This is a genomic window from Salinicoccus sp. ID82-1, from assembly GCF_021991715.1.
GTDB lineage: Bacteria > Bacillota > Bacilli > Staphylococcales > Salinicoccaceae > Salinicoccus > Salinicoccus cyprini.
This window is the reverse complement of the sequence record NZ_JAGFLY010000003.1, coordinates 1-13,552: the sequence shown is the minus strand read 5'-3', so window position 1 is coordinate 13,552 and position 13,552 is coordinate 1. Positions and strand designations below refer to the sequence as shown.

Below are 13,552 nucleotides of genomic sequence, written 5' to 3'. Positions count from 1 at the left end.
AGTTTTCATTTTCACCACACCTGTATTAATGTTAATTTGCGTATTTATGGTATAATCTTTACGTTATCTTTACCATATTAACCATAACTTCAACATTATATCATCAACGGGGTATATCAGGGGGCAAAGCATGAAAAAAGTAATCACCTATGGCACATTCGATCTGATTCATATGGGCCATATCAATATACTGCGCCGGGCAAGGGCGCTCGGAGACCATTTGACCGTGGCAGTATCGTCGGATGACTTCAATACACTGAAGCATAAGCAGGCATACTATTCCTATGAGGACAGAAAAGAGATACTCGAATCCCTGCGTTTTGTGGACGAAGTGATTCCCGAATGCAGCTGGGACCAGAAGATCGAGGACATAAAGAAGTATGACATCGATCTCTTCGTCATGGGTGGCGACTGGGAAGGGGAGTTCGACTTCCTCAAGGAATACTGTGAAGTGAAGTACCTGCCACGTACTGAAGGCATCTCCACGACGAAGACCAAAACGGACCTGTCGCACAGAAATGTTTAGGGAAGCAGGGCTTTCGCTCTACCTGGCTGTGGTGCGCGTCCTGTTCACTGTCTGCAGTGTACTGCCGCTGAAAAATAAAACCGTCATGCTCTCGGCATTCGGGGACAATATCCAGCAGGTGATCAGTGAAGTATCACAGGAGACATCATCCCGGATCATCGTGCTGAAGGAACCGGGATGCAGACGCACATTCCACGATGTGCCGGAAGCGGACATCATCCAGTTTTCACCGAAGTCCATAACAAATCATTTTAAGGGCATCTACCATCTTGCCACGTCGAAGGTGGTCTTTGTCGATTCCTATCACGTCATCCTCGCATCATGCGATTTCAAACAGGATGTGACATGCATCCAGCTGTGGCATGCCAATGGAGCGGTCAAGCTGTTCGGCCTTCGGGATAAGACGATCAGGGAGCGGTCCAGGTCTGCACACAGACGGTTCAGACGCGTGTACCAAAGATTCCATAAGGTGGCGGTCAGCTCCGATGCCATGGCGGAGATCTTCAAAGCTGCATTTGGCCTGAAAGATGACAATATGCTTAAAACCGGTGTACCACGCACGGACTTCTTCCATTCACAGACTGCGCTCGATGCTGCGAAAGACAAGGTAACTGGAAGGTTGCCGCAAACAGAGGACAAACAGGTCATCCTGTATGCACCGACGTTCCGGGACGACGATTTCGAAGTCTGCACACTGGCACTTGATATCGATACCATGGCGTCCGCAGTCGGTGGCACGTACCATCTGCTCATCCATCTGCATCCGGCAGTGGATTTCGAAGGATTCGACAATACCAGTTTTGCGACGGATGTATCAAAGGGGTATGACATATTCGAACTGCTCAGCATTACGGATATTCTGATTACGGACTATTCATCGATTCCGTTCGAGTTCAGCACACTGAAAAAGCCGATGATCTTCTATCCATATGACCTGGAACAGTATGAAGAGAAAAGGGGCATCTGGTTCGACTACGAATCCTTTGTACCCGGACCGGTTGTCCAGAATACAGAAGGCATTGTCGACATCATCGAAAACCGCACTTATAATATGGAAGCAATAGAAGCTTTCGACCGGAAATGGAACACCTACGCCGACGGTAATGCCACGCGCCGCCTCATTCAATCGATATACAAAAATAGCATCGGAGACTAGTCTCCGATGCTATTTATTTTGTCCATGACCGCATCATGGATCCGTCTGCGGTTGTTATGATCCTGATAGGTGAATATGCCCGACAGATCATTGGTCTTCGGTTGGAAGCCGTTATGGATGTACGCCTCGATGGCGTCAACGAGCGCCTCTTCCGTATGGGCAATATCTCCGATGAATGTCTCGGGAATTGGCCTGAGACTCCCTTGCCTGAAGAACCGCTTCGCATCGAAATGATAGTAGGCAACCGGCTTCTGCATCAGAGTGAAGTCGAAGCTGACACTTGAGAAGTCGGTAATAAGTAAGGCATGCTGTATCAGCAGGTCCTGGACCGTCTGCTGACCGAGCCGGATGAAGCGGATGTTCGGACCAAGGTCCATATGCTCGTCGTTGAAATAGCCTTGTGCCCGGTAGTGCGGATAGAAGTTCAGTCGCACATCATTGTCTTCAAGCAGCCGGTTCAGCCGTGCATTGTGGATGAGGCTGTTGTAGCGGGCGTAGTATTCGCTATCAAGAAACATTTCATCCGTATTGATCCAGTCCCGCCATGTCGGCATGAGCAGAATGTCCTTCGGCGCATTATCGTAGGGCAGCAGGTCGAAGCGGGCGAGTCCTGTAACAGCCACTTCCTCATCACTGTACCCCATCCTATTCATGACAACATCCCGCTTCTCCGCTTCACTGCTGACGATGAACAGATCGAACGGCAGGTCATAGTATTTCCGATGATATTCCACCGGCTTGCGGCCAAGTACGCCATGCTGCAGAAAGATTTTGACTGTGTCTTCATATCCGAAGAATCCTCGAGCTGCCTTATAGGGCAGCAGGTTTTCAAGGTCATGGGTACCGAGCAGCACGCCGGCACGGAATGCGACATCGAAATGCATCTTTGAACCGAAGCGGAGGATGTTTGATTCCTCCCTGATCTTCTGATAGTCCTCCGATGTATCCTCGATGACGTAGTACGCCTCAATATCCGTGTGTGCCTTCAGCCATCTGAACATGGCATAGCCATTATCCTGGGCGGTATCATAACGCTCGCCGAGCAGCCACACATTCATATCCTTCTCAACCCTATCCTCCGGCAGCTCGATGCTGCTGGGAATCATGAAGCTCTCGAGTTTCAGATTGTTGAATGGCGTGATTGTAATCAGATGATAGTGGGTGTTCCCTAGAGAATCCATTATTTCCTGCCGGCCATAGTGGGTATCCTTCTTATAGACGGCATCTTTCAGTTTGATCTTTTCTCTTCTCAGTACTGCACCACTGGAATGGACGATTTCAACGAACAGGTCGATGACCGTCTTATCCTTGCTTTTGATGTCGATGATATCAACTGATCTGAGATCCACCCGAAATCGTTCATCAACCTCCACCCGGGCATACTCCTGTGAATAACGATCGACAAATGCAAGGTGGGGTGTACAATCGATAAATGCATCCTGACCTTTGATATAGCCATGAAGTGTAAAGTCATCCACCTGCACCACCTGCCGTCTGAGTGGACGTTGTGCTACATTGAAGCCGAGCAGTCCATCGCGGCGTCCATAGAACCAGATTTTGTAGACCTCATGCTGATATTCCGCCTGGAACCGACCGGGAAACCCGATGGTGTCGAGGTTGCTGATGTTCAGTTGTAGACGAATCGGTTCCGGTCCACTAGTTACGAGTACCAGCCGCTTTCTTGAAACAGTATCGATCAGGGCGGAAAGGGGCACGTGAATTTCTGTCGTCATTGTCTCTTCAGAGCTTGAAAACGGTACTTCAACCGTTTCGCCTGTAGTGGCATCGACAATCAGCAGTGTATGCAACGTGGCGGGTGAATTGAATGCAAATTGCATATTAATATGATCATCTTCCACACTGGCATCAAACCGGGTCAGCTCAATCTCATGCTTCGTGATTTCCAAGGTCAGATATCCATCCTCGGAAAGATATGTAATCTCATGGTTCATTGTATCCATGGTCAGAGCATCTCCGCTGAAGGTCAACGGTGCCAGTTCATGGCCATGAAGCAGGTAGAGCGTCGGATGCCCCTCGGTCAGTGTGTTGAAATCTTCAGCCACCAGAGTATCGTCCTCCACAAAGACATTCTCCAGAACTCTCAGTCTGCTCTGGTAGAGGCACGCCAGATGACACTCTGAATCCATTCTCTCTTTAAACTCCAGATGCAGATGTCCATAAGCTGCAGATAGATGATCAACCTCTACCGGCTCTTCCATATTGAAGCGGTAGCCAGGTAACAGATTCTCGATCACCAGACTGCCTTGTGTCGATACGTTGAAGTATTTATCGTTTGAGAAGAAGGACAGCCTCTGGCTTTCTTCATCCCCGTCCAGTCCAACAATCATCTGTTTCTGGTTATATTTCAGTTCGATGGATGCCCGGCCGTCCATATCATCGAGCACTATGTAGGGTATCTCGATCTGCAGCCGGTTCTGTTCGATACGGTAATCGAGGACGTATTTTGTACCAGCAGAGGACAGCTCTATCTCCAGCTTATGCTCCAGTTGATACTTCATGAAATTCTTTAATGTCAGGTTGATGGTGAAGTGGTGTGCATGGGTTTCCACATCATGCAGTGTCACCTTCTTGATCAGGTACTCCCGTATATTGCGGGGCACCCGCTTCCGAAGCCTGCTGCCTATCTTTCTCCTGAATGTGTTCATAGCCACACCTCCTGTATGTATGGTGTCTTATCCATATTCTACTTCATTTCACGATTCAAGTACAAAGCAGTTTGAAAATAGGAGAGTGGCACGACCACCCCAGTCCATACACGAGAAAAGGAGCACCTGGCGTACCAGATGCTCCTAATGGACGTTGCTATTCAATTTCGAACTTCACCCCGCACCTTGGCGGAATAGTATCATTCATCCATTTGTCATTCAGCAGCTGGACATAGAGATCATATGCCGCATTGCCATAGATCTTATCCTCTCCAAATACATAGAAGGGTGGTAATGGTTCGTCACTCCATAGGTCCTTATGGGAGAAGTGGGTGATCAGCTGCTTCAGTGCTTCAAGATCCTCACGGAACTGCGGACTCCGCTTGCCGCCGCGACGCTGGTGCTCCAGGTCGCATGCGACAAGTAGCTTGAATGTGTCGGTAATATACGGATAGCCGTTGTTGTAGATATGGTTTACAATCGGATGATGCCGGTAGCGCGTATTCGTGTCCAGTATGTCAAGCAGGCTCAGATTGACCCGCAGAATCTGATAGAGTTCGAGCACCTGCTTGCTCAACCTGCGGTTATCGAGATACCGCGCACTCACTTCATGCGAAGGACTGACTCTGAATACTTGCATTACGCGTAGATGTAGGCGAGTACATCGAGCGCCTGTTCCACCGTTTCCACCGTGATGTTCGCCTTGTTGGACAACTCTTTAAGCGGGTGGATCAGTTCTTCCGGACGCACGATGATGAGCGGCTTGCCGAGTGTCACGGCTGCACTCGCATCCATCGCCGTATTCCACTGCTTGTACTTTTCGCCGAAGAGCCCAATGACGACATCCGACTTCTGCATGAGCACCTGGGTGCGCAAGTTGTTGACGGCGGAAGCGGCATCATCCTTGAAGAAAGGCCCTGGCTGCTTGCCCAGGATATCCTCTCCGATTTTATCCGAACGGTCATGGTTCGTCTGCGGGCCGACGAAAGTGAGCGGCAGGTTCCTATCTTTCGCCAGACTTTTGACATCCTCACGCCAGTCGTCGTGGATCTGGCCTGCCAAGTATACTGTAAGTTCCATAATCATCCTCCTAAGTGCTGTTTCAATCAATGATATCGTAAATCGACTGCCTTTAAAATAAAATAAGCCCCGCCGAAGCGGGGTAGTCTAACCGAAATTACATCGTGTTGCCTTCGGCTGGAATCGGATTTTCCTTCAAAATCTTCGCCAGGTGCATCGTATTATAGGCAAGCAACTGCACGTGTGTCTTCGTGAAGTCGTTATCCTTATCCGTATCCATGTAGGATGGTCCCGGACCGGCTTCTCCGACCCAGTACGTGTCGACATTCGGTGGGATGGTGAAGCCGATATGGGAGAGTCCATAAAGAATAGATTGGGCCGCATGCTTCGCGCCGTCCTCGTTACCGGTGACAACCACGCCGCCGACCTTGTTGTAGAAGATGGCCTGACCTTTATCATTCGTCAGTGATGCACTGCCATACAGACGTTCGATCAGCAGTGTCGCGATGCTGCTCTTCTCACCAAGCCAGATCGGTGTGCCGATGATGACAATGTCAGCTGCTTTCACTTTCTCCAGAATGTGGGGAAATTCATCACCATCGCCCATGTCATCCGCAATGCCGTATCTGATATCGTAGTCGTTCACCCTAAGGATTTCCGTCTCGACACCTTCCTTCTCGTGTATATCCATGACTTCTCTCGCAAGGACTTCTGTACTGGATGCTTCATCTCCATACTTCAATGTCGTATTGAGTATCAGTGCTTTCAATGCCACAAATATTCCTCCATTCGTTGATCTATACATACTACTATGCCCGAAGTTGCCGGAATGGAAACACAAAAAGACACTGGAGAGAAATCTCCAGTGCCCAAAGAATCATACCAGCTTCTTCTGGGTGAACTTGTTCATCACCCAGCGGACGGTCAAGCCGGCTGCGATGAACAGTCCGATATAGCCGAATATCGGATAGAAGATGTTGACCAGATCCACAAATCCGACAAAGCTCAGTGCATAGCCGAATAATAGTCCAACAGTAAGCATGATCTTATACTTTTTCGAATAGGGTGCTGAAAACCGTGTCAGGAATGGATACATCAGACCGACTGCGGTATTATAGATGACGAGCAGCATGACAATCGACAGCCCAAGACTGAGTATCGGATGGATGCTCTCGGCAAGCACAAGTGTAGGCAGTGCGGCTTCATTGGCGATGTCCAGATTCGCGAGCAGTCCGCCATTGATCAGAAGCATCAGCAACAGGATGATGATGCCGCCGACAAGTGCACCTCGACGGGCAGCTTTATGTTTGGATGCCTCAGATCCCATGATGGAAAGGAAGCTGAAAGCACTGGCCAGTACAAGTCCGCTATAAGTAATTGCGTCCCACCACCATAGACCTGAAGGCGTCCGGTCGATGTCCGTATGCGCATTGACTTCACTGAATGGGATGTCAGGGCTGAATATGTTGAATGCAGCTATGATGAGTATGAATATAATAAGGAATGGCGTCACCACACCAAGCACCGCAATGATCTTGTTGAAGTCGAGCAGCAGCGTGGCGAATACCGCAATCATCATGATCAGTGCACCGAGCCATGGCGCCACGCCGAAACTTTCATAGAATGCTGACCCTGCACCGGCAAGCATGATGACCGCAATGCCGTATAGGAAAAAGACGAGTATGTAGTCGATGCCTTTTCCAATAATACTTCCAAACATTGTATTGATGGGTACCTCGTGGGAATCCGCTTTAAGTCGATAGCCGAGTTTAGCCGCCTGACGTCCAACAAATATGACGATCAGTGCAGCAAGCAGTATGGCAGCGTAGCTCCACGTACCATAGTTGGTAAAGAACTGGAGCATTTCCTGTCCAGTAGAAAAACCAGCACCTACAATGACACCTGTGTAGGCAAATCCAATAATCATCGATTCACGTCGATAGCTCAAAAAATCTCCTCCGTATTTTGTTTTGACACTCTATAACTATAGACACTATCCGAAAACTTAAACAATATTTTGATAATGGTGCAGCACCGTGCAGCAATGTGTCCACAGCATTTCATTTATCTTCAATTAATACTAATGATAATAAGAGAACGCTTTCTGTAAAAACTTGATAAAAAATGTGCAAAAGTATTGTTCAATCTGATATAGTAATAAATTGTAAACGTACATAACATATATACATATAAATTATGGAGGCCAATATGGAAGAAACACTGAATCTGGAAGACATTCTGGAAGTAATCAAGAAAAACCTGGCGATGATCATCGCCCTTGTACTGCTCTTCGGTTCCATCGCTGCATTCGCCACTGCATTTCTAATGACCCCGCAATATGAAGCCAACACACAGATACTTGTGAGCCAATCACAGGATTCTGAAGTGGCGGTGGATAATCAAAACATTCAAGCCAGTCTCCAGCTGATCAATACATATAGAGATATCATCAAAAGCCCAACAGTGCTGGATGATGTCGTTGCAAACCTAAACCTGGAACAGTCAACAAGTGAACTCGCAGAACAGATTACTGTCAATAATCAGGACCAGTCGCAGGTTGTAACTGTGACAGTGGCAAATGAAACGCCACAAAATGCTGAAACAATTGCCAACGAAGTGGCAAATGTATTCCAACAAAGAGTCATGGAAGTTATGAATGTCGATAATGTATCCATTCTCGCACCGGCGGATATCGGTGAAGATCCTTCTCCAGTATCTCCTCAACCACTGATCAACATCGCAATCGGTATGATTCTCGGTGCGCTGCTCGGACTCGGAATTGCATTCCTAAGAGAATTTCTCGATAAACGCATCAAGACAGAAGAAGAAATGCAGAAGCATCTGGATCTGCCAGTACTCGGTACCATCGCCAAATTTTAAAAGTAGGAAGGAAATAGAGTTATGTTCAGAAAAGATAAGCATGCATATACGTCCGGTCCCAGACAACTCATCGTTGAGAAGGAACCGAAATCACCTGTAAGTGAGCAGTTCCGTTCCATCAGAACGAACATTATGTATTCGAGTGTTGATAAAGAAATCAAGACAGTACTTTTCACTTCCGCAACACCGAGTGCTGGGAAGTCGACAACTGCAGCCAATATTGCGCTTACATATGCTCAGTCGGGTAAGCGAACTGTACTAGTAGATGCGGATCTGCGTCGTCCAACGATGCACTATACATTTGAATTGACAAACCAGCGTGGGCTTTCAACAGCAATCGTTAATGATATGCCAGTGGAAAGTATTCTTAGAGAAACCAGCATCGAAAACTTGGATGTGGTGACAAGTGGTCCAATCCCGCCAAATCCGTCAGAACTTCTATCTTCGAAGAAAATGGCACATCTATTGAAGACGTTCTCCATGCACTATGATATGGTCATAATTGACACACCACCGCTTCTCGCTGTGACAGATGCGCAAGTATTGAGTAGAATCACAGACGGTACAGTGCTCGTTACAGATGTGACCGGCAACAATAGAGATCGACTTCAGGATGCGAAGAAGCTGCTTGAAAAGGCAGATGCAAAAATTCTGGGTGTCGTCATGAATAATAAGAAGATGAATACCAAGAATGACAATTACTATTATTATTATGGAAGTGATGAATCTTGATAGATATTCATAACCATGTATTGATCGGTATTGATGATGGTCCGCAGACTGAAGAAGCTGCAGTCGTATTGCTAAAGCAAGCCATTGATAACGGAATAACGGACATCATTGCAACTCCCCACCATCACAGTAGGGCTTTCTTTAATCCGAAAAGTAAGATTATAGAAAAAATGGAAGAGCTTTCAAACGTAATAGAAAATCATCAACTAGACATCAAAGTGCATCCAGGCCAGGAAATACGTATCAACGGGGACATGGTGAGTGAATTGCAGTCTGATATCAGTATTCCACTCAACCAATCGCAGTATGTGCTGGTTGAGTTTTCATTTACAGAGGTACCGAATTACGTGGAAAAACTGTTGTATGACCTGCAGATGAAAGGCTATGTCCCTGTGATTGCGCATCCTGAGCGATGCAAGCCGATTATTAAAGATCCTGATAGACTCTATGAAATTGTTGAAAAAGGCGCGATTGCTCAGATTACCGCTTCATCCATTACAGGAGCTTTAGGAGATAATCTGAAAGAAATGAGTCTTAGAATGATCGAGAATAATCTCGCGCATGTCATATCGAGTGATGCACATAGTGCCGAAATAAGACCTTTTCTACTGAAAGAATCATATGAAGTGGTTACTGAAGAGCTGGGAAGAAACTTTACAGAACTTTTACAGTTTAATGCTGATGCTATCCTTCATAATAAGGAAGTGAAAGCCAAAGCACCACAAAAGATGGAAACACATCATGAAACGAAGAAGCGAAAGAAGAAAAAGTTTTTAGGTCTATTTTAAAGGAAAGAAGCGTGAAGTTATGGGAGCGAAAGAACGATATATTCTTCTCCTGATTATCGATTCACTTATAGTATCATTTTCAGTATTCATCGGTTATTATATATTGGCTCCATTTTTCTTGGAGTATACTTGGCCGGTATTGCTAGTCACATCTTTAATACTCCTCATTAGTCACCATGTATTTGCATATGCTTTCAACCTCTACCATAGGGCATGGGAATATGCCAGTGTAAGAGAATTAATGGCAATTGCACAAGCAGTTACAGCCTCAATTGTTACTACCTACATATTAAATTTATTGCTTTTTCAAACAACATTTACAAGATTAATGATTATTACTTGGATGATGCATCTGATATTGATAGGTGGGTCTAGACTTTCTTGGAGAGTATCACGTCACCATATTATAGGTAAGCATAATGATGAAAACGATATGGTTAAGACGTTAGTTGTAGGAGCCGGTAAGGGTGGTTCACTGCTTATTAAACAAATGTTAGATACCCCAGCAATGAAAATGATGCCAGTAGTTGCGGTGGACGATGATTTGGTTAAACAAAAAATGGAACTAGCTGGTGGAGTTAAAGTAGAGGGAACTAGAGAAGATATTGAACGACTTATCAAAAAATATGAGATTAGTAAAGTGGTTATAGCGATCCCTTCTTTGAGTAAAACCGAGCTGAATGAAATATATGAGTTGGCAAACCACGAGAGTCTAGTCGTAATGATCATGCCCAATATTGATGATGTGATGTCTGGTCGAGTAGAAGTCAATGAGTTAAAAAGAGTAGAAGTAGAGGATTTACTAGGCAGAGAACCAGTAGAACTCGATACAGAAGGTATAGAGGATCAGATTAGAGATAAAACAATTTTAGTTACCGGCGCTGGAGGCAGTATTGGTTCAGAGATTGTAAGACAAATCACCAAATTCCAGCCAAGACAGATTGTGTTGCTTGGACACGGTGAAAATAGTATATACAGTATACTGGAAGAAATGACATTGCTTAAAAACAACGTTCAATATATTCCTATAATTGCAGATGTGCAAGACAGAAAGAGGATTTTTGAGGTTTTCGATAATTTTAAACCTGAGATGGTTTATCATGCTGCAGCTCATAAGCATGTACCATTAATGGAGTATAACCCCAAAGAAGCAGTGAAAAACAATATCATAGGAACAAAGAATACAGCTGAAGCGGCTTGTAAGTATAAAGCTAAAAAGTTTGTAATGATTTCCACTGATAAAGCAGTTAATCCTCCGAATGTAATGGGAGCTACGAAACGTGTGGCGGAGATGATAATTCAGGCGCTTGATAGAAAACATACAGAGACTACTACTCTTGTTGCCGTACGATTTGGTAATGTTCTAGGAAGCCGAGGTTCTGTAATACCTAAATTTAAAAAGCAAATTGAACAAGGTGGACCTGTAACTGTAACAGATGAACGGATGACTCGATATTTTATGACTATTCCCGAGGCTTCTCGTTTGGTCATACAAGCTGGTACTTTGGCTGAAGGTGGAGAAGTTTTTGTCTTAGATATGGGTGAGCCAGTCAAAATTGTAGATCTAGCGAAAAATATGATTCGCTTAAGCGGATTTAGTGAAGAAGAAGTAGGTATAGAATTCAGTGGCATTAGACCTGGAGAAAAATTATATGAAGAATTATTAAAAGAGGAAGAAGTACACTCCCAACAAGTATATAAAAAGATTTATAGAGGTAAAGTCGAGGACGTAGATGAAACTCATTTAAATGAATTTATATCAATTTTAATTTCCGAAGAATCAACAAAAGAATATCTTCTGCAATTTATCAATAAAGAGAAGAAACAGAAAAGCGAGGTGTAAATGGCATGAAACAGATTTTAATCACTGGAATGAATAGTTACGTAGGTAATTCATTAACGGATTGGCTATCAAATCATCCTCAAAACTATAATATTACTCGTATTAGTATGAGAAGTGATGAATGGAAAGAGCAAGATTTCGGTAGTTACGATTGCATAGTTCATGTTGCGGGTTTAGCACATGTTTCTACTGACAAAGACTTAGAGGATAAATACTACAAAGTGAATTATAAGCTTACAGAAGAAGTAGCAGAAAAAGCTAAAACAAGTGGCGTTGGACAATTTGTATTTCTTAGCAGCATTATTGTATACGGTAATGCACAACAAATAATCAATGAAAACACTGAAGAAATTCCTTTGGACTTTTACGGTGATAGTAAACTGAAGGCAGAAAAATCATTAAAAGAATTAGCAAGTAATGACTTCAAAGTCAGTATTATAAGATCTCCTATGGTGTTTGGGGAAAACTCAAAAGGTAATTACCAGAAACTTTCTAAATACATTATGTTCATGCCTTTGTTTCCAAAGTTCAAAAACAAAAGAAGTATGATATATATATATAATTTGTGTGAGTTTATTAGGTTGTTGATTGATGACAGAGCTCAAGGCACCTTTTATCCTCAAAATGACCAGCATACATCTACTACTAATTTGGTAAAACTGATGGCTAAATCACAAAATAGACGTGTAATCTGTGTTAGAATATTTAACCCACTAATTCGTAAATTGATACCAAAAATAAATATAATGAATAAGTTATTTGGTAATCTTGCTTACGATTTAGAAATCAGTCGCTACAAACATAAGTATAATTTATATTCCCTTGAAGAAGCGGTTGAAAGGACTGAAAAAAATAGATAAAAATAAATCTCAAAAAAGAGTATTATTCTTGGTGAATCATGATGTTGTGATATATAACTTTCGTTTAGAAATAGTCAAAGCACTCATAAGTGAAGGCTATCAAGTATACATATCTTCCCCGTATGGTGAAAGAATCGATGAACTTGTCGAGTTGGGTTGCATCTACATCAAAACTGAGGTCAACAGGCATGGTAAAAATGTGTTCCAAGAGCTAGCATTAATGAAACACTATAGGAAAATACTCAAAAATATCCGCCCCGATGTTATTCTGACTTATACAATTAAACCTAATATTTACGGTGGTTTTGTTGCTTCGATGTTAAAGATACCTTATATAGCTAATATCACAGGCTTGGGGACAGCAGTAGAAGAAAAAAGTCTGATGCAAAAATTAACTGTTCTACTTTACAAAATAGCATTTAGAAGAATAGATACTATTTATTTTCAAAACAAAGTAAACCAGCTTTTTTTTGAAAATCAAAATATTTATCCTGATACTCACAAAATGCTACCTGGTTCAGGAGTCAATCTAGACCATTTTAAGTTACAAGAATATCCTCAAGAAGAAAGTATTCAGTTCATTTTCATTTCAAGAATTATGAAATCAAAAGGAATAGAAGAGTATCTTGCTGCCGCAAAACACATTAGAAATAAATATCCTCAAAGTGTCTTTCACATACTAGGTTTTTGCGAAGAAGATTACCAAGCAAGGTTAAGACAATTACATAACGAGGGTATAGTCAACTATCACGGTATGCAAAGGGATATCAGACCATTTCTCGAAAAAGTACATTGCACAGTCCATCCTTCATTTTACCCTGAAGGTTTATCAAATGTTCTCCTCGAGAGCGCTGCTTGTGGTCGGCCACTCATCACAACAGATCGTCCAGGATGCAGAGAAGTTGTAGAGGAAGGATACAATGGCTACTTGGTGGAAACGAGAAATACCGCTACTTTGATAGAAGCGATAGAAAGATTTATTGATCTCCCATATGAGGAGAAAGTCAAATTGGGCGAAAATAGTAGGAAGAAAGTAGAGTCAGAGTATGATAGAACAATTGTGGTCAACTCATATCTAGCA

Annotated in this window: 13 protein-coding genes; 8 read left to right on the top strand and 5 right to left on the bottom strand. The window is 43.7% G+C overall.

What is annotated here, in order from left to right:
* Positions 1-130 precede the first annotated feature (130 nt).
* On the top strand, positions 131-526 hold the full coding sequence (tagD, locus tag J4760_RS07910) for a glycerol-3-phosphate cytidylyltransferase (protein ID WP_145284537.1): 396 nt from the start codon (positions 131-133) through the stop codon (positions 524-526).
* Positions 519-1,682, top strand: a complete 1,164-nt coding sequence (locus tag J4760_RS07905) for a CDP-glycerol glycerophosphotransferase family protein (RefSeq protein WP_237605349.1) — start codon at positions 519-521, stop codon at positions 1,680-1,682. The genes tagD and J4760_RS07905 overlap by 8 nt, the downstream gene beginning before the upstream one ends.
* Here the strand turns inward: J4760_RS07905 and J4760_RS07900 are convergent.
* From J4760_RS07900 to J4760_RS07880, 5 genes are all read right to left on the bottom strand, one after another.
* Entirely contained in the window at positions 1,679-4,348 is a 2,670-nt protein-coding gene (locus J4760_RS07900; protein ID WP_237605348.1) for a CDP-glycerol glycerophosphotransferase family protein, read from the bottom strand. The two genes, J4760_RS07905 and J4760_RS07900, sit on opposite strands and share 4 nt — an antisense overlap.
* Before the next feature lie 157 nt (positions 4,349-4,505).
* Positions 4,506-4,988, bottom strand: a complete 483-nt coding sequence (locus J4760_RS07895) for a pyrimidine dimer DNA glycosylase/endonuclease V (RefSeq protein ID WP_237605347.1) — start codon at positions 4,986-4,988, stop codon at positions 4,506-4,508.
* Positions 4,988-5,428, bottom strand: coding sequence for a YtoQ family protein (locus J4760_RS07890; protein WP_237605346.1), 441 nt, complete (start codon positions 5,426-5,428; stop codon positions 4,988-4,990). Before J4760_RS07890 ends, J4760_RS07895 begins: the two co-directional genes overlap by 1 nt.
* 97 nt (positions 5,429-5,525) lie before the next feature.
* Complete coding sequence (locus J4760_RS07885) at positions 5,526-6,173, bottom strand: flavodoxin family protein (protein ID WP_304621234.1); 648 nt, start codon at positions 6,171-6,173, stop codon at positions 5,526-5,528.
* Positions 6,174-6,245: 72 nt separating this feature from the next.
* The gene (locus tag J4760_RS07880) at positions 6,246-7,316 is read right to left on the bottom strand and encodes a YkvI family membrane protein (protein ID WP_237605345.1); all 1,071 of its coding nucleotides are present in this window, start codon (positions 7,314-7,316) and stop codon (positions 6,246-6,248) included.
* A 260-nt stretch (positions 7,317-7,576) separates the two neighbouring features.
* Here J4760_RS07880 and J4760_RS07875 point away from each other — a divergent pair, with 260 nt between their 5' ends.
* The 6 genes from J4760_RS07875 to J4760_RS07850 form a co-directional block, all read left to right on the top strand.
* On the top strand, positions 7,577-8,248 hold the full coding sequence (locus J4760_RS07875) for a YveK family protein (protein ID WP_237605344.1): 672 nt from the start codon (positions 7,577-7,579) through the stop codon (positions 8,246-8,248).
* A gap of 21 nt (positions 8,249-8,269) precedes the next feature.
* Positions 8,270-8,980 carry a CpsD/CapB family tyrosine-protein kinase gene (locus tag J4760_RS07870; RefSeq protein ID WP_237605343.1) on the top strand — a complete coding sequence of 237 codons (711 nt, stop codon included), beginning with the start codon at positions 8,270-8,272 and terminating at the stop codon, positions 8,978-8,980.
* A complete protein-coding gene (locus tag J4760_RS07865) occupies positions 8,977-9,768 on the top strand; it encodes a tyrosine-protein phosphatase (RefSeq protein ID WP_237605342.1) in 792 nt (263 codons plus the stop codon). Before J4760_RS07870 ends, J4760_RS07865 begins: the two co-directional genes overlap by 4 nt.
* Before the next feature lie 19 nt (positions 9,769-9,787).
* On the top strand, positions 9,788-11,611 hold the full coding sequence (locus J4760_RS07860; protein WP_237605341.1) for a polysaccharide biosynthesis protein: 1,824 nt from the start codon (positions 9,788-9,790) through the stop codon (positions 11,609-11,611).
* Positions 11,612-11,616: 5 nt separating this feature from the next.
* On the top strand, positions 11,617-12,471 hold the full coding sequence (locus J4760_RS07855) for an NAD-dependent epimerase/dehydratase family protein (protein WP_237605340.1): 855 nt from the start codon (positions 11,617-11,619) through the stop codon (positions 12,469-12,471).
* On the top strand, positions 12,446-13,552 hold a 1,107-nt coding region (locus J4760_RS07850), incomplete at its 3' end, for a glycosyltransferase family 4 protein (RefSeq protein ID WP_370637551.1). The genes J4760_RS07855 and J4760_RS07850, both read left to right, overlap by 26 nt.